12 protein-coding genes and 1 riboswitch are annotated in these 20362 nt (G+C 59.8%); of the genes, 6 read left to right on the forward strand and 6 right to left on the reverse strand.

Annotated features, from left to right (window positions below):
- Window positions 1–301: 301 nt before the first annotated feature.
- The 3 genes from D0Y96_RS18700 to D0Y96_RS18710 all read right to left on the reverse strand — a co-directional run bounded on the left by D0Y96_RS18700 (window position 302) and on the right by D0Y96_RS18710 (window position 3987).
- Complete coding sequence (locus tag D0Y96_RS18700) at window positions 302–1339, reverse strand: LacI family DNA-binding transcriptional regulator (protein ID WP_117303069.1); 1038 nt, start codon at window positions 1337–1339, stop codon at window positions 302–304.
- A gap of 542 nt (window positions 1340–1881) precedes the next feature.
- Window positions 1882–3297, reverse strand: a complete 1416-nt coding sequence (locus D0Y96_RS18705; RefSeq protein ID WP_117303071.1) for a sensor histidine kinase — start codon at window positions 3295–3297, stop codon at window positions 1882–1884.
- Window positions 3298–3300: 3 nt separating this feature from the next.
- Window positions 3301–3987 (reverse strand): response regulator transcription factor, encoded by a 687-nt coding sequence (locus D0Y96_RS18710; protein ID WP_158562485.1) that lies wholly within the window; start codon window positions 3985–3987, stop codon window positions 3301–3303.
- A 157-nt stretch (window positions 3988–4144) separates the two neighbouring features.
- On the opposite strand from D0Y96_RS18710, the gene D0Y96_RS18715 reads away from it, so the two are divergent.
- Window positions 4145–7018, forward strand: coding sequence for a TonB-dependent receptor (locus tag D0Y96_RS18715; RefSeq protein ID WP_117303075.1), 2874 nt, complete (start codon window positions 4145–4147; stop codon window positions 7016–7018).
- A 72-nt stretch (window positions 7019–7090) separates the two neighbouring features.
- On the opposite strand, the gene D0Y96_RS18720 is transcribed toward D0Y96_RS18715, so the two are convergent.
- A complete protein-coding gene (locus D0Y96_RS18720) occupies window positions 7091–7798 on the reverse strand; it encodes a Crp/Fnr family transcriptional regulator (protein WP_117303077.1) in 708 nt (235 codons plus the stop codon).
- Between the two features lie 129 nt (window positions 7799–7927).
- On the opposite strand from D0Y96_RS18720, the gene ric reads away from it, so the two are divergent.
- The 3 genes from ric to D0Y96_RS18735 are packed head-to-tail and all read left to right on the forward strand — an operon-like array spanning window position 7928 to window position 12284.
- Window positions 7928–8635 (forward strand): iron-sulfur cluster repair di-iron protein, encoded by a 708-nt coding sequence (ric, locus tag D0Y96_RS18725; RefSeq protein WP_117303079.1) that lies wholly within the window; start codon window positions 7928–7930, stop codon window positions 8633–8635.
- Window positions 8632–9987 (forward strand): NnrS family protein, encoded by a 1356-nt coding sequence (locus D0Y96_RS18730; protein WP_199480470.1) that lies wholly within the window; start codon window positions 8632–8634, stop codon window positions 9985–9987. Before ric ends, D0Y96_RS18730 begins: the two co-directional genes overlap by 4 nt.
- Window positions 9984–12284 (forward strand): nitric-oxide reductase large subunit, encoded by a 2301-nt coding sequence (locus D0Y96_RS18735; protein WP_117303081.1) that lies wholly within the window; start codon window positions 9984–9986, stop codon window positions 12282–12284. Before D0Y96_RS18730 ends, D0Y96_RS18735 begins: the two co-directional genes overlap by 4 nt.
- A 60-nt stretch (window positions 12285–12344) precedes the next feature.
- Here the strand turns inward: D0Y96_RS18735 and D0Y96_RS18740 are convergent, their stop codons facing one another.
- A complete protein-coding gene (locus D0Y96_RS18740; RefSeq protein ID WP_117303083.1) occupies window positions 12345–14591 on the reverse strand; it encodes an alpha-amylase family protein in 2247 nt (748 codons plus the stop codon).
- Window positions 14592–14755: 164 nt separating this feature from the next.
- A riboswitch (cobalamin riboswitch) is annotated at window positions 14756–14940 on the forward strand.
- Between the two features lie 100 nt (window positions 14941–15040).
- On the opposite strand from D0Y96_RS18740, the gene D0Y96_RS18745 reads away from it, so the two are divergent.
- Window positions 15041–17890: a ribonucleoside-diphosphate reductase subunit alpha gene (locus D0Y96_RS18745; protein ID WP_117303085.1), complete on the forward strand. Its 2850-nt coding sequence runs from the start codon at window positions 15041–15043 to the stop codon at window positions 17888–17890.
- A gap of 16 nt (window positions 17891–17906) precedes the next feature.
- The gene (locus D0Y96_RS18750) at window positions 17907–19049 is read left to right on the forward strand and encodes a ribonucleotide-diphosphate reductase subunit beta (protein WP_252263939.1); all 1143 of its coding nucleotides are present in this window, start codon (window positions 17907–17909) and stop codon (window positions 19047–19049) included.
- A 61-nt stretch (window positions 19050–19110) separates the two neighbouring features.
- Here the strand turns inward: D0Y96_RS18750 and D0Y96_RS18755 are convergent, their stop codons facing one another.
- Window positions 19111–20361 (reverse strand): amino acid deaminase, encoded by a 1251-nt coding sequence (locus D0Y96_RS18755; protein WP_117303089.1) that lies wholly within the window; start codon window positions 20359–20361, stop codon window positions 19111–19113.
- Between the last annotated feature and the right edge of the window lies 1 nt (window position 20362).

Here is a 20362-nt window from a genome sequence, read left to right on the forward strand (position 1 = left end):
TGGTCAATACGCATCCGAGACACGGAGAGCGCTTCTCGGCCGACACCTCATCGGCCAGAAAAAGCGCAGGCAGGGATACAGCCGGACGGCCTGCAAACCGTCGTTCACTGTGACTGGATATCGAAGTAATTTTTGATTTCGGAAAAACGATTTTCCAAAATCACGAGGCTTACTTAAACACTGTGAAATTTGCACTGTCAAGAAATATTTCAAAATAATTATGAAATATTTCTTTTTCAGGCATAGATGGGCGCACGGGCATGCGCTCCGGGTTTAGCCCTGGGGGATTGCGAGGGGCGGATTAAACCTTTTCCGGGGAGATCAGTGCGGCGCAGGACTCCCTGCGGACCAGCTGCGTGGGAAGGATGAGCGAGCGCGGAGGCTGATCGGGCTCGGCGATCGTTTTGAGCATGGATTCGGCCAGCTGTCTTCCCAGCTCATCGGCAAATACCCTCACCGAAGTCAAAGGCGGATGCAGGAAAGACGCCTCCAGCGTGTCGTTGAAGCCCGCCACGCTTACGTCATCGGGAATCGTCATCCCGCTGTCGCGAATCGCCTTGTAGACTCCGCCGGCAAGGGCATCGTCTCCCGCAAAAATCGCGGTGAGCGTGGGAGTTTCCTGCAGCATCAGCTTCGTGGCCAGATAGCCCATCTCCTCGCCTTCGCGGGTATTCAGCTCGCTTGAGCGAGCCGCCAGGCCGGCCTCCAGCATGGCGCGCTGGTACGCCTGGTGGCGGCGCGCAAACCAGGGCAGTCTGCGGTCGCCGATAAAACCGATATGCCTGTGGCCGAGCGACTGCAGATAGCGGGTAAGGTCGTAGGCGCCCGCCATGTCGTCGAAGTAAACCAGCCCCGGCTGCTTCTGCTGCATCTCTCCCACGATGTTGTTTCCAAGAGCGACCCACGGCATGCGGCGTTGTGTGAGCAGGCTGGTCAGGCTCTTCGAATTGGTGCCGGCCATGATGACGCCCGCCACAATCTGCCGGTTCAGCAGGATCTCCGGCAGCTCCAGCTCATCCGGCGCAGTGCTCATGGAATACTTCAAAGAAAGAAACAGCAGCCCGTAATCATTCTCCGCGCAGTAAGTCTCCGCCCCGGTGAGCACCGACGAATGGAAGGGGTGCAGAACGCCGCGATTGCTCAGCAAAAAGGCGATAATGCGCGACTTCTTTCCCGTCTCCAGACTGAATCCAAGACGCTTCGCAGCGTCAGTGATCCGCTCGCGGGTCCGGGGATTCACCTCGGCACTGCCGGCAATAAGACGGGATACGGTGGCCGCGCTGACATTCGCCTCACGCGCCACATCGACAAGCCTGATCTTTTTCGATTTATCGTTCATTTACTGACTTCTGCTCTCACCTGGCACAATCACAACCGGATACCTGCCGCAATTTATGCGCAGAGAGAAATCCTATATCTGCAAACATTCACATATTCAATGGAAATTTTCAATAAGCCTTTGCCGATCCGTAAAAAGCAGGCTCCATTTTTACCCTGCAAACGTTTTCACCACGGAACCAGCGGAATTTCAAATCGGAAACTCGCTGGAGGCTGAGGTGTTGTGCCTCTTATCTTATCTTATGAATCCAGCTTATTCACCTATAAGTATCTGAAACTGGCGGATATACCTCGCGGTGTGCCGCAGACCGAGACAAGACAGATCCCGACAGCGGTTGTTCCGATGAGCTTTCAGAAATTTTCTGAAGGATTTTCAGGGCGTGCTATTTCAAATCAGACATGCAGGCGCAGTCGCAGCAAATCAGTAAATCGAAAAATCATGGATGGAATAAAAGCAGGATCGCTGATTTCCGGCTTCTGCTTCAGAACAGCACAGGCATCCGCCGGCTGCGGCTCGCGCAGTGATTTTGGAGCGCCGGAAGCTTATGCAACGGACCCCTGCCGGGCCGTTGCAGTATGTTCCGGAAAGGCAACCCTGAAGCAGGACCCCTCCCCCGGCACACTGTTCACAGTGATCGTTCCCTTATGCTGCTCAGCGATCCACCTCGCCAGAGAGAGCCCCAGGCCTGAGCCGCCGCGCTGCAGTCCCTGTGAGCGGCGGCCGCGATAGAAGCGGTCGAAGATGCGGGGCATCTCTTCTTCGGAGATCCCGATTCCTGTATCGCGCACCCAGAGAGAGACATGACCGGCATCGCGATCCACGCCCAGACGAACCGTACCGCCTGCCTCCGTATACCGGCAGGCATTATCAACGAGCATGCGCAGCAGGCGCTCCAGATCCGTCTGGTTGCCGATCACGTGGACGGCGGCCACTGGCTCCTGCACCTGCAAATCGAGCCGGAGCTGCTCCGCCGTCAGCTTCCACTCCCGCGCCGTTCTGTACAGAAGCGCCGATACATCCACAGGCTGCAGTTCGGGCTGCGCCGTTCCCGAATCCAGACGCGCCAGCGCCAGCAGCTTTTCGATCAGAGCCGTCATCCATACGGTCTCCGTCTGAATCTCCCGCAGCGTCTCGCTGTACTCTTCCGCCGTGCGCGGAAAGCAAAGAGCAATCTCCACTCGTGTGCGAATCAGGGAAAGCGGCGTGCGAAGCTCGTGCGATGCATTGGCGGTGATCGAGCGAACGCTGCGGAAGGCGATATCGATGCGTGCCAGCATCTGATTCAGAGTTTCGGAGAGCTGCGACAACTCATCGCGCGCCGTCGAGACGGAGAGCCTGCGCGAGAGGTTGCGATCGCTGATCTCCCGCACCTCCGTGACAATCGCCTGTACCGGAGCGAGCGCTCGACGCCCCAGGAAATGCCCTACGCCCGCCGCCGCCAGAAACACTACAGGCACCATCAGCCAAAGATCGCGCCGGAACCGGACGAGAATCTTCACCGACATATCGCCGGAGATGGCCATCGAGACCATGTAGCAATGACCGTCAACCTGCAGCACGCGAGACAGCGTCCGCAGGCTGTGCCTCCGCTCAGTCACAAAGGGTATTAACGTGCCTGTCTGGTTGGGTGGTGAAGGAATGGGGTTCGCGATTTTGCTCCGGCTGGAGTAGTAGACCCAGCGTCCATCGTCGGAGACAATCTCGAGCCATTTGCCATCATCTTTCAGGCGATAATCGCGCATCAGCTCGGCGCTCAGCATATCCGGATCGGGATTGGGACCATACGATGCAAGAACCGCTCTGAGGTCGTCCATTCTCTCGTCGAGCTCATGCATCATCAGAGTATTCAGACCGTGCTCAAGCAGCAGCCAGGTCGCCGCACTCAGCAGCAGCCCCGCCGCTGAAAAGAAGGTGAAGTACAGCAGCGTAAGGCGAAGACGGATCGAGAGCGCTCTCATACGCTACTCCTGAGCCGCCTCATGCTCTTTCCTCTCCTCTGCGTAAACGCTGTAACCGGTTCCCTTGACCGTGTGCATGAGCTTACGCTCTCCGGGAACATCGATCTTTCTGCGCAGAAGGCTGATGAAGGAATCCAGCGCGCTTCGGCCATCCGGCGGATGAGAGCCCCACACCATCTGCAGCAGCTCCAGGCGCGAAACAACCCGCCCCTGATGCTGCAGCAGACAACTCAGCAGGCCGAACTCGGTCCGCGTCAGATCCAGCTTTTGTCCGGCGCGCCAGGCCCGATGCTGCAGCAGATCGAGAACGAGATTATCCAGCACCAGCAGCGGCTGCGTAAGACTGCTTCTGGCTCGCGCCAGGCAGTGCAGCCGTGCCAGCAGCTCCTGAAAGGAGAACGGCTTGGTCAGATAATCATCGGCGCCCGACTCGAGTCCATGGATCACATCCGGCTCACTGTCGCATGCTGTCAGCATCAGCACCGACGCCGTATTCTGCCTCCGGCGCAATTCGCTCATCACGCTCCATCCGCTGATTCCCGGCAGCATGATATCCAGCACCACGACATCGAACGCGTGCTCGCAGGCCAGCGCCAGAGCCTCTTCGCCGTATGACGCAGTCATTACAGCGTAGCCATGTTCACGCAGGCCATGGCGCAGCAGCTCAGCCAAACGGAGTTCGTCTTCCACCACCAGGATTCTCAAAGCATACCCACCGGGCGAATCTCGAAATACTTTCATGGAACGGTTAACACTCGTTTAAGACAGCTTCCTAAGGTGAACTCGGGGCGCATATCTTTCGTCACTCATCAACCCCGCCCGCCTTTCCAGAAAATCAAGGAGCGTCATGCACACCCGGCGTTTGATCGTGCTGTTTCTGCATCTCTTCTTCTTCTCAGCTCTTTACGCATCTGCGCAATCCGGCAATGGAAGTATCACCGGCCAGGTAAAAGATGTTCAGTCCGCCGCTCTGGCCGGCGCCAGGGTGGAGGTGCAGCCTCAGCTGCAGCCCGTTGTCTCAAGCCGCGAGGGACTCTTTACCCTCGTGAACGTTCCTCCCGGCACATATACCATCACCATTTCCTATGTCGGCTTCAAACCATACAGCAGTGCGGTCACGGTAGCCGCGGGTCAGACCGTCAACGTGCAGGCAGTGCTGCAGGTCGCCAGCGCGAGTGAGCAGGTCCTCGTAACCGCGGAGCGTCCGCATGGCGAAGCCGAAGCGATCAACCGCACGCTTGCAGCCGAGAATATCCTTCAGGTGCTGCCGTCTGAGGTCATCACCTCGCTGCCCAACGCCAACATCGCGGATGCGCTGGGGCGCATGCCCTCCGTCACGCTCGAGCGCGATGAGGGCGAAGGCAAATACGTGCAGATTCGCGGCACCGAGCCCCGGCTCAGCAACACGATGGTCGATGGCGTGACCATCCCGTCTCCTGAAACAGGCGTGCGCCAGATCAAGCTCGACACCATCGCATCCGACCTCGTCGATTCGGTTGAGATCAACAAGACGCTGCAGGCCAACATCGACGCCGACGGCATCGGCGGCTCAGTCAATATCGTCACGAAGACAGCAAGCTCGGAGCCCACCATCGCTCTCTATGGCATTGTGGGACACACGCCGATCATCGGCGGACGTACGGTCGATCAGGGCGGCGGTACCATCGGACGGCGCTTTCGCAACGATAAGCTCGGCGTCCTCATCGGCGGCACATACGATTACAACGGACGCGGCATCAACGATATCGAGCCGGTTCCGACGCCATCGAGCCTTACACCGCACTACATGAGCCAGGACTTCCGCGACTATATCTACAACCGTACCCGCTGGGGCGGCACCGGCAGCGTGGATTACCGGCTCAACGAAGCCTCCAGCATTGCGGCCCGCTTTCTCTTCTCCACCTTCCGCAACTGGGGCAACAAGTGGGTCTATACGCTCAATGACGGCAATGACCCCAAATCCACGAACATACCGGGCTTCGGCATGGACTGGCGCCGGCCCAATATGGCGATCTTCAGCCTTTCGCTCAGAGGCAGCCACGTCTTCGCCTCGAACACAATTCTCTGGACTGCAGCGGTCTCACGCTCCCGCTCGCTGAGTGGCAGCGGCGGAGCCAACTTTGCCTGGATCGGTGATCCGAATATCCCCTGCGCCAACGACCAGAGCCGCGCCACCAGCGTCAACCGCCCAGGCTGGAGCACCGGCTGCTTCGGCACAGGACAGGACAACGCCTTCGACAAGAACAATTACGGATTCATCGAATACGATCCGCCGACCTTCGGCCAGAGTGCTCAGCTGAACCTCACCGGCTCTGCCTCGTATTCGCGCCTGTACCACATCGGGCATCGCTTTGGCACCTTTGAATTCGGCGCCAAAATCCGCAACGGCCACAAGTTCGACGACACTTACAACGAAGCGTACCTGGCAGCCGATCAGTCGGGCGCCTCCGATCCTGTGGCAAAGCACCCGGAGTGGAACAGCACCTTCAGCGATCCGGACTACTATGACGGCACCTATGGCAAATACCCGTCCGTCGTCGACTTCGGCCCACTCAAAGCCTATGCGCTGGGCTCTGGAAACTTTACTCTGAATGGCGGTCCAGGCCTGAACGACAACAACTACGATTTTGTGGAGCGCGTTACGGCGGGATATCTGATGAACACCATCGAGCTTGCCAGCCGGGTGCGCCTCGTGACCGGTGTCCGCTTTGAAGCCACGCACCTTGCCACGCTCAGCTTCGACGGCACCACGAACGCGCTCAGCTTCAAGGCCGGAGGCGACTATCTCGACGTGATGCCAAGCGGCTCTCTGCGCTTCGCGCTCGACAAGGATTCCGATCTGCGACTCGTCTACGGCCGCGGACTCGCACGCCCTGACCCGCAGGATGTGACCGCTGCCGTCAGCCAGATCGTCAAAGGCCCTCCGGACACACTGAGCATCGGCAACCCCAGCCTGAAAGCCGAATACGCCAACAACTATGATGTGCTCTACGAGCGGCAGCTCAACCCGCTGGGGCTGATTCAGGCCGGATACTTTTATAAGGCTCTGTCAGACCCAATCGTGACCAAACAAACCATCACCAGCAATTCCCAGTACGATCCGGGCAGGCTGCTCATCCTCACACAGCCTCTGAATGCAGGCAGCGCGCATGTGCAGGGCATCGAATTCGGCTTTCAGCAGCGGCTCTCTTATCTGTCCAGCGTCTTCGGCGGCCTCGGCCTCTCCGCCAATTACAGCTACACCAACTCCAAGGCGTATGACGTCGATCCGCTGCGCACCGACAGCCCTGCGCTGCTTCGCCAGGCGCCGAACACGTGGAACATCAGCCCCACTTATGACACGCGCAGATTTTCGATGCGCGTCGGCATGACCTTCAACGACAAGATGATCTATGCATACCAGTACGAGAATCTTGCTTACGCCACCGACTCTAACGGCAATCCCATCGTAGTAAATGGAGTTCAGCCGACCGTTCCTAATCCTCAGGTGGGCGGAACGGCGGGGCCGGCCGGTGACAATTATCTCTACGCTCACTACCAGCTCGACGCGCAGGCAACATACCATCTGCCCTGGGGCTTCTCCGTCTACGCCTACGGCCTGAACATGAATAACGAAGTCTTCGGGTTCTATCAGGGCAGTCCGCAATACGTCGTGCAGCGCGAGTACTACCACCCGACCTACGCTGCCGGCCTGCGCTGGAACCTCGTGCGCGAGAGATAGTCTCACTTCGATTACCGGTGTATGCGGAGTGGCCTGTCAAAGCCGCTCCGCATGCGCGTTTCAACGTAAGACTTACTCCGCAGTCATCCGATCATCCGCGCCATCGCGCAGCTTCTTTACGCTGAGCACGACGATGCGATGGCCGCGAATTTCGATCACTTCACGCTGTGTGAGTTTCTGCAGCGCGCGCGTCACCACCTCCCGCACCGAGCCCAGACGGGCCGCGATCTGCGCATGAGACAGCGGCAGAGAAAAGGACATGCCATCCTTCAGCTTCGGCGCGCCGCGCTTTGCCTCGTCGAGCAGAAATTTAGCCAGCCGCTGGCTTACGTCCATCAGCGCCAGCTGCTCGACCATCGAGGCCACCATCCGCAGCTTCTTCGCAAGAATCTCCAGCGCCTTGAGCGCGGCTTCGGGATGCAGCAGCATGAAACGCCGCACCTCTTCTCTGGCAAGAAAGAGCACCTCCGCATCCACTTCCGCAATGGTTGTGGAGGGATAAGAACCACCGTCGAAGACGGCCACTTCAGCCAGTGTGCCGCCCGCCTGCTCAATGTGAATCGTCTGCTCCCGCCCGTCGAGGTTCACACGAAATGCACGGATCGATCCGGAGAGCACGATATAGAGGCCGTCTGACGGATCGTTTGCCGAAAACAGAATCTCTCCCTGTTCCAGCCTGCGCTCCACCGCACCTGCGGCAAGCTCGGAGAGCGCTTCCGTGGGCAGGCTCTCAAACAGCGCCGATCTTGCCAGAACTTCCAGACGATGGTGGAGCAGCATGGAACCATCTTCGTGGATTCGTCTCCTCTCCCGCAAGAAATCAAAGCCCGATGACACGACAGCGGTGATTTACATCACTGAATTTGTCACCGCCCCGACCTACTGTTGGAGCTGTCAGGAGGTGCAGGGATGGTCATTACATCAGAGACGCCGGTGCGCGAGATCGTGCTCGAACGGCCCGGAGCAATTCCACTACTGGAGGAGCTCGGGATCGATTACTGCTGTGGAGGAAAACACACGCTCGGCGAGGCATGCTCCCGCCGCCAGCTCGGCGTCTCAACGGTTCTGGATATGCTGGCCCGGCAGCAGCCGCAGCCCTCCGACACGAACTGGCAGACAGCACGCCTGACTGAGCTCACGCAGCACATCGTCGAAAAGCATCATGCGTTCACTCGCGAGCAGCTTCGCCTGCTGCAGGAAGTGGCCGAAAAGGTCCAGCGCCGCCACGGCGATCGTCATCCCGAAATCCCCGAGGTCTACAAAGCCATCGCCGCGCTCATCGCTGAGACAACGCACCACTTTTACTGCGAAGAAAACATTCTGTTCCCGTATATCGGCAGCCTGGAGGAGGGAGAGAAACCGGCGCAGCCGCCGTTCTTCGACACCGTCGATCAGCCGGTCACGCGCATGATGATGGAGCACGATCAGACCGGTGACGAGCTCAGGCACCTTCGGGAGCTGACGAACAACTACCAGCCGCCGCCGGATGCCTGCACGACCTTTCGCGCGCTCTATCGCGCTCTCGATGAGCTGGAGCGCGACCTCCATCAGCACATTCACCTTGAAAACAACATTCTCTTTCCGCGCGTGCTGGCCATAGCGAGGGAACAGCGGTGAGCTATCCGGAACGATTGCCGTCCGCCGCCGAAGACTCTGCGCGCATTCGCAACGAGCGCGCAGGCCAGCGGCTGATTACGGCCTTCGTTCTGAGCGGACTCTTCTTCATGCTGCTGCCGGGAACCTTCCTCGGCGTATGGAATCTGATCGGTATTTCCCAGGCGCATGCTGCCACGGCCCTGCCGCAAAGCTGGCTGCAGGCTCATGGACAGGCGCAGCTCTTCGGCTGGGTCGGCTCTTTTATCATCGGCATCGGCTTCTACTCCCTGACAAGAATGCGCAGCGGCCGGACCTTCCCGGCGCGCGCAGGCTGGGCCGTCTGGGCTCTCTGGACCTGCGGCATTACGCTTCGCTGGCTCGCAGGCGTGACGGGATGGAAGTGGAGGATGCTCCTGCCATCCGCCGCGATGCTCGAGCTCGCCGCATTTCTCCTCTTCTATGCTTCGGTGCGACATCATCGCCCTCAGCCGCAGGCACAACCGGGGCCGAAGCCAGAGCCGAAACCAGAGCCGTGGATGCGGCTCATCATCGCTTCGACCATCGCCTTCCTGGTCACGCTCGCAATCAACTGCATACTGCTGGTTCGTCTGGCGCTGACAGGAGACTCGCCCGCACTGCCGCACGTTCTCGACCAGCAGCTCGTAACGCTGGCCGTCTGGGGCATCCTGGTTCCAACGATCTGGGGATTCAATGCGCGATGGCTGCCCGTCTTTGCAGGCCTCGAAAAGCCGGATAGCAGACAGCTCTTCGCCACGTATCTGCTGAGCGTAGCCGGCATCGTTGCGAGCTTCCTCAACCGGCTTCCGGTTGCTGGCGCACTGCTGCTCTTCGCTGCGCTTCTCTCCATTCGTGCGCTCCATGTATGGGATCGCTCGATCCATCCGCCGAAGCTGCTGAACGTTCACCGCAGCTTCCCTCTGTTCATTCGCATCGCGTATGGATGGCTCCTGCTTTCGTCGCTGCTCGCGCTGCCTGCGGCGGCATTTGACCGCACAGGCGGGCTCTGGGGAGCGAGCCGACATGCACTGACAGTGGGGTTCGTCGCCGGCATGGTCTTTGCCATTGGACAGCGGGTACTGCCTGCGTTCTGCGGCATGCGCGTGCTCTGGAGCGTACGCCTGATGTTCTGGTCGCTCGCGCTTCTCTCCGGCGGCTGCCTGCTGCGCGTCGCTTCGGAGCCGCTGGCTTATGCGCATCTCTGGCCGTTCGCCTGGAAGATCCTGCCCGTCTCAGCAGTGATGGAGCTGACGGCGGTCAGCCTCTTCGCTGTCAACCTCGGCGTTACTCTCTGCCGGCCACCCGCTCATCTCCGTCGTGAAACGAACCTTGTATCTCTGGGAGGAGCAGCATGAAATCCTACAAGCGCCTCTGGATCGCCTTCGGTCTGGTCATCGGAATCTCGTTCGCTGTGCTTGGCACGGTCGGCCATCATCTCATCAGCCACGCTCCGCCTGTGCCGGCGCGTGTCGTCACACCGGATGGCGCGGTCGTGTTTACAGGCACTGACATCGTCGACGGGCAGGGCGTGTGGCAGTCCATCGGAGGCCAGGAGATCGGCACCATCTGGGGCCACGGCGCCTACGTCGCGCCCGACTGGACAGCCGACTGGCTGCATCGCGAATCGATCTTCACGCTCGACAACTGGGCACAGCAGATGGGCAGCGCCTCGTACAGCGCTCTCTCCGACGAGCAACAGGGCGCGCTCCAGGCTCGCCTGCGCGATGCCATGCGCCGGAACACGTATGATGCCGCGGCCGGAACCATTACGATTTCCCCTCTGCGTGCGGAAGCGTTCTCGAAGCTCGAGCAGTATTACGCCGGTATCTTTGCAAAGGGCCGCGATGCGTACGCCATCCCCGCAGGCGCGCTGACCGACACCGCGAAGCAGAGAAAGATGGCCGCGTTCTTCTGGTGGACGGCGTGGGCCGCAACGACGGACCGGCCCGGAGAAAGCACGACCTACACCAATAACTGGCCTCACGAATCTTTGGTTGGCAACGAGCCGACACCCGGCGCAATCGTCTGGAGCATCATCAGCTTCGTGCTTCTGCTTGCCGCTGTCGGGGGTATGGTCTGGTACTTTGCCTCGAAGGAGCCGGCTCCGGTGTATGAGGCTCCGCCCGCCAGCGATCCTCTCCTCGGACTGCATCCCACGCCCTCACAAAAAGCAACCATCAAGTATTTCTATGTGGCGGCTCTGATGGTGCTCCTTCAGATCGCCTGCGGCATTATCACGGCGCACTATGGAGTCGAAGGCTCCGCGCTCTACGGAATTCCTCTGGCAAAATGGCTGCCGTACTCCATCTCACGGACCTGGCACCTGCAGCTCGCCATCTTCTGGATTGCCACCTCGTGGCTTGCAACCGGACTCTACGTTGCTCCCGCGGTGAGCGGCTTCGAGCCGAAGGGACAGCGGCTCGGCGTCAATCTTCTTTTTGGAGCGCTGGTCGTCGTGGTTGGCGGCTCGCTCGCCGGCGAATGGCTCGGCATCGAGCAGAAGCTCGGCAATCTCTGGTTCTGGTTCGGCAGCCAGGGGTATGAATATGTCGATCTCGGCCGCTTCTGGCAGATCCTGCTGTTTGCCGGCCTCACCTTCTGGCTCTGGCTCATGTGGCGCGCGCTGCGTCCGGCTCTGAGCACGCCATCGGAAAGCCGGCCGCTGCTTGCTCTTTTTCTGCTCAGCAGCATCGCCATTCCGCTCTTCTATGCCTCAGGGCTTATGTACGGCCAGCGCAGCAATCTTGTAACCGCGGAATACTGGCGCTGGTGGGTCGTTCACCTCTGGGTCGAAGGTTTTTTTGAAGTCTTCGCGACAGTCGTCATTGCATTTCTCTTCACGCGGCTCCGGCTGCTGCGCACCGACATTGCCACCAGCTCAGTCCTCTTCTCGACCATCATCTTTCTGTCCGGCGGCATCATCGGAACCTTTCACCATCTTTATTTCGCCGGAACCGGACCCGCGGTCATCGCGCTCGGAGCGCTCTTCAGCGCCCTCGAGGTGGTGCCTCTTGTCCTGATCGGCTTCGAAGCCTGGGAGAACATCCGGCTCGGACGCGAGCGCAACAAAGCCATGTGGATCGCCGCGTACAAATGGCCCATTCGATTCTTCGTCGCGGTTGCATTCTGGAACTTCATCGGAGCCGGATTATTCGGTTTCCTCATCAATCCTCCGGTCGCTCTCTACTATCTGCAGGGACTGAACACGACACCTGTCCATGGCCATACGGCGCTGTTCGGCGTATATGGAATGCTCGGCCTCGGGCTGATGCTCTTCTGCCTCCGTGCTCTGCATCCCGGCAGAGCGTGGAAAGACCGGCCGCTGGCGATCGCATTCTGGTGCATCAACACTGGTCTCTCTCTCATGGTCCTGCTCAGCATGCTGCCGGTCGGGCTGTTACAGGGATGGGCCTCGGTGCAGTACGGCACATGGTATGCGCGCTCCTCCGAGTTCCTTCAGACACCGCTGATGAACCATCTCCGCTGGATGCGCGTGCCCGGCGACACGATCTTCGCTCTCGGCATGTTCGCCTTCTGCTGGTTCCTGCTTGGACTGCTGACGGGACACTCTTACGACGACAGCGCCAGCGTCCAGGAAGGAAGCTGGGAGCTGGTCGAAGCCGGGTCGCCTGGCCGCATCGGAGCGGATTGACATCTCATCGGGGCGCCCTTTGCAGGAGCGCTGTCACTGCGCTCCTGCTCCGCTCTGCCGCTACAGAACAGTGACGGCTGCAACTTCGTAATCCCCGACGGAGGGAATCGTAAAACGCAGCGTCTGCTCCTCCAGACGAAAGGGCACTGTCTGCTCCGCGGCCAAAAGCTCCACCGATTTCACACGGACGCTCGAGGGCAGCTTCATGGTTACATGCTGCGCGCCGAGCGGCGCAACAGATTGTAACCATCCGTGATACGTATTCGGATTCTCGTAATTCAGGAGGTGAACCGCATAGCCGGGAGCCGTCTCCCAGCAGAACATCTCCACCAGGCCATCTCCGTTTACCTGCACCACGCGCTCCTCGTGCGTCACCCAGCGGATGGTGTTGTGCAGCAGCCGCAGCAGGTCGCCATGCCCCGTCGCCCAGTACGTGCGCTCCACATCTCCGGGAAACCAGGCGATGCGGCTCGCTCCGGACTCGCGCAGAACCACCGCCGGTTCATCGGTATGTGAGACCGGAGGATACGCCAGCTCCGGCGGATATCGCACAAATCCCGGCACCACGGTGAGCAAAGGGTTGTCGATCGGCTTGAGAGGAAGGCGGTTCTTCGCGCCCGGAAGCCAGTTGGTATTACTGAAGCCCCTGAGAAGAGGATGCGGATGAGCAGATGTCGGCGCCTCAATCCGCGCATAGTACGGATTTCCGTTGGTGCCGATGGCATCTCCGGCCCGGCTGATTCCGAGCAGGTTCGCAAGCCCGGGCTCTGTGCGCTGCTTCAGATTCTCGTCGTACAGACTGGTCTCAAAGCTGGCCATGAGCGATCCGCCGCCGCGCACATAAGCACTGATCTGCTCGCACTGCCGGTCGCTCAGCATCGCGACATTCGGCAGCAGCAGCGCGCGATATTTGCTCAGCCGCTCCTGGTCCAGCCGGTCTTCGTGTACAAAATCGAAGGCGAATCGCCCGCGCAGCAATGCATCGTAGATGCCCTGCGTCGTCTCATACATATAATCGCGCGTGCGCTCCGGCGCAGGCCCCGGATAGAGAAGCTGCGTTGCCTGGCCGATCACGACGCCGATGTTGGCGATGGAGCGGCGCGTTCTCAGATGCGCGTCATGACGCGCCGTCCACTGAAAGTAGTCCGTGCCGGTCTTCTGCCATCTGCGGTCTTCGCCGAGCCCGTCCTCAGCCCCGACAAAGTGATAGTACGGAACCATGCCGCTCGCGAGCGTTTCGTTAAACCACATGCGCGTCTCATCCGCGGTCTTGGTCAGGTTGCGCCAGCCGGGCGTGCCCGTCGAATACGCAGCCGTAACGTTCGCGGCAAATTTTCCGTCGAGCACCGCATTGCACACACGGCCCTGCAGACTGCATCCCCACACCGCCGGCTCGTTATACGTGCGGCCCTGATTATCGGCCTGAAACCATGCGGTGATCTTTCCCAGCCTGTCGAGGTTCGGACCGCCGCGCACGTTGCCACCGGAGTTCGCAAAGAAAAAGCTGTCGCTCTTCTTCTCTTTGGCGATCGCATCATACCGGTGCCACAGGTCCAGAACGCGGTCGGTAAAGACACGCCAGTAGGCCGGTGTTCCCGAGGCGGGAAGCCTGCTGCAGATGGCGCAGTGGCAATCCGGCAGATTGCCCAACGGCGGCCAGCCATTCGTGTAGAAGCAGTCCACATCGTAGAGCGAGTTCACCTCGCGCATGATGGCCGGAACATAATCGTCCATGTAGCTCGAAAACATGCACGTCTTAAAGAGCCGCGGATCTTCGGTGCTGTGCTGCGCCGAGCCGTCCTGATGGCGCATCGCCCACTCCGGGTGCGCCTCGAGCGCGTCTCCCCAGTTCAGGTCGGGGCTCATACGGGCCACCACACGCATGCCGCGCTTCTTCGCGGCGGCCACGCATTCACCGAAAAAATCGCGGCCGTTCAGAAACTTTCCATGGCGATGGAACCTGACTTTAGAGGGGTAGAACGCAAGAATGCCGGTGACGCTGATGAAGACAATGTCAGCCTTCGTCCCGCTCCAGTAATCGGCCCACTCTTCGATGTTCATCACCGCGGGGTCGTGCTCGGTCATGTTGGTCTGCCCCACGCGCCGAACCCGGTGCTGCCACGGCTGCGAGGAGGCATCTTCCGCAGACAGGCGCGCCGGCAGAGCCGCCATCACGGCGTCCCGGTCATCGATAGCTCCGGCATCAGGAATAGATTCGGCATGCAGACTGCCCTGCTCATGGAACAGCGGAAGAGCTCCGGCTCCGGTAACGAGTCCGGTTTTGATGAAGTTGCGTCGGTTGAGCATCGATTCCCCCTGAATGCAGCTATGCACGAAGTGTAATTGCCGCAACGCGGCTGCCACGGCTCCGGCGCTGCCGGCCGGTAATTTCCATATCCGGGCTCAGCACGAGGCAATATTTGCAGGATATCCACAACTAATAGGATTTGCGGATTTGCAAACCACAGGATATAGTCACCCTATTCCGAGGTTCTTCCGGCAACGGAAGACGAAGAGGGAATCCGGTGAGAGTCCGGAACTGCCCCGCAGCGGTAAACAGGGACGAACGCCAATCGACACTGGGCATAGCCTGGGAAGTCCGGCAAGTAGGTTTGAACCTGTGAGTCCGAAGACCTGCCACGGATACATTCGCTGACGCCTCCGAGGGGAGGCGAGGTGGCAGTGGGCTGTCTTCGCTCCCGAAGCACACTCCTGTTTCCCCGCATCGCTTTCTGAGGTCAAAGGAGATTCTTTCTATGGCCACGCACACTCACAGCTTCGACACCGCTCCCTCTGTTCCGCCCGCCGGATACCTCCACGGCGACAGCTCTTCTCCGCAGCGCTCATCGGGTCTGCAGGTCATTCGACGGAACGGCTCGTTTTCACCCTTCGACGCAGGCAAGATCACTGTTGCCATCACAAAAGCATTCGTTGCCGTCGAAGGCACGGAGGCCACCGCATCCCGCCGCATTCGCGACGCAGTGGAGTCTCTGACGCATCAGATCGTTGAAGCCCTGAGCCGCCGCGCGGAGCCGGGCCGCCCCATTCACATCGAGGACATTCAGGATCAGGTGGAGCTGGCGCTGATGCGCAGCGGCGAACATAAGGTCGCACGCGCCTATGTGCTCTATCGTGAAGAGCGGACGCAGGAGCGCCGCAGACGCGAAAGCCGGACATCCGAGCCGTCTCAGCCCCGGCTTCACGTTCGTCTGAAAGACGGACGATCGGAGCCGCTCGATGAAGCGCGCCTGCTGCAGGATGTCTCCGCTGCATGTGCAGGCCTCGACGGCGTCTCTGCCGATGCCGTAATGGCCGAGGTTCGACGGAATCTTTACGACGGCATCCTGCTGCACGAGCTCGGCCTCGCGCAGACCATGGCCGCGCGGTCCCTCGTTGAGCAGGAGCCGAATTACGCGTACGTCAGTGCGCGGCTGCTGCTGAATATCCTTCGCGAAGAAGCGCTGTCGCTCGTGCTCCCCGGCGCGGTTTCGTCGTCTCAGAGTCACAGCGATCTGAAGTATGACGAGTACTTCCCCGAGTTCATCCGCTGTGGCATCGACCTGGAGCTTCTGGACAAAGAACTCAGCAACTTTGATCTCGCACGCCTTGCCGCCACGCTCAAACCGGAGCGCGACCGGAACTTCCAGTTCCTTGGCCTGCAGACGCTCTACGACCGGTACTTCCTGCACAAAGACGGCGTGCGCTTCGAGCTGCCGCAGGCATTCTTCATGCGCGTGGCCATGGGCCTGGCCATGCGGGAGATCGACCGCGACGCCCGAGCCATCGAATTCTACGAGCTCCTTTCGTCCTTCGACTTCATGTGCTCTACGCCGACGCTTTTCAACTCCGGCACGCTGCGCCCGCAGCTCTCGTCCTGCTTTCTCACCACCGTCGCCGACAACCTCGACGGAATCTTCAAGGCCATCAAAGACAATGCTCTGCTCTCGAAGTATGCCGGCGGCCTCGGCAACGACTGGAGCGGCGTGCGCGGCCTGGGAGCGCACATTCGCGGCACCAATGGCCAGTCGCAGGGCGTTGTTCCCTTCCTCAAGGTCGCTAACGATACGGCGATTGCTGTCAATCAGGGCGGCAAGCGCAAAGGCGCCGTCTGCGGCTATCTGGAAACGTGGCACATCGACATCGAAGAGTTTCTCGATCTGCGGAAGAACACCGGCGACGATCGCCGCCGTACCCACGACATGAACACGGCCAGCTGGATTCCCGATCTCTTCATGGAGCGCGTGGAGGAAGACGGCGCATGGACACTCTTCTCGCCCGACGAGACGCCCGATCTCCACGAGCTCTGCGGCGATGCCTTTGCGCAGCGGTATGTGCTGTATGAGGAGAAAGCACGCCGTGGTGAGCTGAAGATCACTCGCACCGTCCGCGCCGTGGACCTGTGGCGCAGAATGCTCACCATGCTCTTCGAGACAGGGCATCCATGGATCACCTTTAAGGACCCCTGCAATCTGCGCTCGCCGCAGCAGCACGCCGGCGTCGTGCATTCCTCGAACCTCTGCACCGAGATCACGCTGAACACGAATCATCGCGAGATCGCCGTCTGCAACCTGGGCTCGATCAACCTTGCAAATCACGTCACAGAGAACGGCATGGACGAGACGCGGCTCAAAAAGACCGTGACCACCGCCATGCGGATGCTCGACAACGTGATCGACATCAACTTCTACACCGTGCCGGAGGCGCGCTATTCCAATCTGCGTCATCGTCCGGTCGGTCTCGGCATCATGGGGTATCAGGACGCACTCTACACACTGCGCATCCCCTGCGCATCGCAGGAGGCCGTTCGTTTCGCCGACGAGAGCATGGAACTCGTCAGCTTTCACGCAATCTCAGCTTCCGTCGATCTTGCTGCCGAGCGCGGCCGCTATGCCACATTTGAGGGCTCGCTCTGGAGCCAGGGAATTCTCCCCATCGACTCCATCGACCTGCTTCAGAACAATCGCAAACACACGCTTACGGTGGATCGTTCGGCGAAGCTCGACTGGGCGGGACTGCGCGAGCGCGTTAAAACGACCGGCATGCGCAATTCAAACACCATGGCCATCGCGCCAACCGCGACCATCTCCAATATCTGCGGCGTCACGCAGTCAATTGAGCCGACCTATCAGAACCTCTTTGTGAAGTCGAATATGTCGGGCGACTTCACGGTCGTCAATGCAGCTCTGGTCCACGACCTGAAGAAGCACAACCTTTGGGACGAGGTCATGGTGAGCGACCTTAAATATTTCGATGGTGCTCTCGGCTCGATCGACCGGGTCCCGGAGAGCCTTCGACAGCTCTACGCCACATCGTTTGAGATTGAGCCGGCGTGGCTGATTCAGGCAGCCGCCCGTCGCCAGAAGTGGATCGACCAGGCGCAGTCGCTGAACCTGTACATCGACCAGCCGAGCGGAAAGAAGCTCGACGCGCTTTACCGCGAGGCGTGGCATGCCGGGCTGAAGACAACCTACTACCTGCGTTCGCGCAGCGCAACGCACGTGGAAAAATCCACGTTGCAGCGTACAGACGGCAAGCTGAATGCTGTTTCACCCGTGGCCGTCAAAGCCTGCGCGATCGACGATCCCACCTGCGAAGCCTGCCAGTAACCGTCACGGATACATTATGGAGAGACTGATGCTCGACTGGAGCGAAACCATTGAAGAAAGCCCGTCTGAACTGATCCTGACCCCGCCGCCGGTCAAAGAAATTTCGGATACGACGGGCCTGGGCAAGATAGCGCGCGGAGCGGCCCGCGTGCGCGTTGACGACAAGGCCATGATCAACTGCCGCGCCGACGTCAATCAGCTTCTTCCGCTGAAGTACCGATGGGCATGGGAGAAGTATCTCTCCGGCTGCAGTAACCACTGGATGCCGACCGAGATTTCGATGCAGGCCGACATTGCTCTGTGGAAGAGCACGGATGGACTGACCGCCGATGAGCGCCGCGCGATCAAACGCAATCTCGGCTTTTTTGCAGCATCGGAGTCGCTGGTGGCGAACAACATCGTACTCGCCATCTATCGCCATCTCACCAATCCCGAATGCCGTCAGTATCTTCTTCGTCAGGCGTTTGAGGAGGCGGTTCACACCCACACCTTCCAGTACATCGTGGAGAGCCTGAGCCTCGACGAGGGAGAGCTCTTCAATATGTATCGCGAGGTTCCATCGATCACGGAAAAGGCTGCCTGGGCCATTCAGTACACGCAGCACCTCAGCGATCCCACGTTTGTGACCGGCACTGCGGCCGCGGACCGCGCCTTTCTGCGCGATCTCATTGCCTTCTACGTCGTCTTTGAAGGCATGTGGTTCTACACCGGCTTTGCGCAGATTCTTTCGCTGGGCCGCCGGAACAAGATGACCGGCATTGCGGAGCAGTATCAGTACATTCTGCGCGACGAATCGATTCATCTGAACTTCGGCATCGATGTCATCAACCAGATCAGGATTGAAAATCCGCATCTGTGGAGCGATGCCTTTCAACAGGAGGTCCGAAGCATGCTCCGGAGCGCTGCCGAGCTGGAAGCCGCGTATGGGCGCGATACAATGCCCAACGGGTTTCTGGGACTCAGCGCCGGACTGTGCGAACAGTACATGCACTTCATCGCCAACCGCAGATGTTCGCAGCTTGGCCTTGAGCCGGTCTTCCCGCCATCCGGCAATCCGTTCTCATGGATGTCGGAGGCGATGGATCTGAAGAAGGAAAAAAACTTCTTCGAAACCAGAGTCATTGAATATCAGAGCGGAGGCTCGCTGGCCTGGGATTAGCCACGATCGGTCGTGGCTTTCACACAACAGGCCGCCTGCAAGATGGTGGCAGACGGCCTTCTCAAAAGAAGGTCTGCATCACATCGACCACCTGATACTGCGCGTCCAGCACCGGCAGCACACGCCATTTGTCGAAGGTCAGGCAGGGATGCGAAATATCGAAGCCGATCATATCGCCGACACGAAGATCGTCCTCCTCCGTGATCTGCAGGTAAGCATGCTGGTCCATCATTTTTGTGATCGTCCAGTGCCCGGGAGCCCTCTGCGGCTTCGCGCTTCCGGGCCTGAAGTGCAGCGCGGGCACCGGGAAACCGGCATCGAATGCGGCATCGCGCTTGCCCATGCCGACAATTGCTCTTCCTGCTTCCGGCACCGACTGCACATAAGCCCACACCTGAAGCGCGGGTTCCAGACCCGAATGCATCTGCCGGGCAACAAGATTCCGCTGAAGGATCTTTGCCTGGGCCTCGCGATACACGCCGATGTCATGCGTCAGATAACAGCCAGGACGCAGCACAATTTCGACGGAATCTCCAAAACCGGCCGAAGCGAAGACCTCGGCCACCACGTCGTACCACGCCGATCCCGCGCCTGAGAGCAGAACCGGCGCACGCTGAAAGCGGCCTTCTGCGGCCAGCTTTCTCGTCACCGCAACCGCCCGCTCCAGAAAAGCGCGAATCGCCGGCTCATCATCGAGCACGCCTTCGTAAATCTCGATGCCGCTCAGCGCAAGTGAATCCTTCCAACAGGACAATGCGGTTAACACCGCCTGCAGCTGCTCTTCATCGCGCACGCCGGTGCGTCCTCCGGCAACGCCGAGCTCCACGAGCACATGCAGACGCTGACCGCGCGCAGAAAAAAATGCGCCGAGCTGATCCACCAGCTCAGCCGAATCGACGAGGCAAAAATATTCGAAGCCCGCATCCTCGAGAAGCCGCGCAATGATGCTCATGTTCTCTTTGCCGACAAGCTGATTCGCCATCAGAACGCGGCGCACACCATGCTCGTAAGCCGCCAGCGTCTGATGCGCGGTCGCCAGCGTAATACCCCACGCTCCGCTGTCCATCTGCATGCGGAACAACCCCGGCGCCATCGTCGTCTTGCCATGCGGTGCCAGCTTCAGTCCATACGCAGTAATGAACTGCTGCATCCAGTCGAGATTGTGCCGCAGCTTGTCCTGATAGAGGACCGCCGACGGCAGACTGAGGTCCTCGCGCAGCAGGTTCCAGTCATGCGAGGCAATCTTTTCCAGTTCAGAAGGCTCATCGAGAAAACCGATGCCCTTGTTCAGCCGTTCGATCCTTTCAGACATA

Source organism: Paracidobacterium acidisoli (assembly GCF_003428625.2).
Lineage (GTDB): Bacteria > Acidobacteriota > Terriglobia > Terriglobales > Acidobacteriaceae > Paracidobacterium > Paracidobacterium acidisoli.

Bases quoted from the DNA above. Each gene is read 5' to 3' on its own strand.
- D0Y96_RS18755 (WP_117303089.1), bottom strand. From the start codon at position 20,361: ATGTCTGAAAGGATCGAACGGCTGAACAAGGGCATCGGTTTTCTCGAT.
- ric (WP_117303079.1), top strand. From the start codon at position 7,928: ATGGTCATTACATCAGAGACGCCGGTGCGCGAGATCGTGCTCGAACGG.
- D0Y96_RS18745 (WP_117303085.1), top strand. From the start codon at position 15,041: ATGGCCACGCACACTCACAGCTTCGACACCGCTCCCTCTGTTCCGCCC.
- D0Y96_RS18735 (WP_117303081.1), top strand. From the start codon at position 9,984: ATGAAATCCTACAAGCGCCTCTGGATCGCCTTCGGTCTGGTCATCGGA.
- D0Y96_RS18740 (WP_117303083.1), bottom strand. From the start codon at position 14,591: ATGCTCAACCGACGCAACTTCATCAAAACCGGACTCGTTACCGGAGCC.
- D0Y96_RS18715 (WP_117303075.1), top strand. From the start codon at position 4,145: ATGCACACCCGGCGTTTGATCGTGCTGTTTCTGCATCTCTTCTTCTTC.
- D0Y96_RS18705 (WP_117303071.1), bottom strand. From the start codon at position 3,297: ATGAGAGCGCTCTCGATCCGTCTTCGCCTTACGCTGCTGTACTTCACC.
- D0Y96_RS18700 (WP_117303069.1), bottom strand. From the start codon at position 1,339: ATGAACGATAAATCGAAAAAGATCAGGCTTGTCGATGTGGCGCGTGAG.
- D0Y96_RS18720 (WP_117303077.1), bottom strand. From the start codon at position 7,798: ATGCTGCTCCACCATCGTCTGGAAGTTCTGGCAAGATCGGCGCTGTTT.
- D0Y96_RS18750 (WP_252263939.1), top strand. From the start codon at position 17,907: ATGGAGAGACTGATGCTCGACTGGAGCGAAACCATTGAAGAAAGCCCG.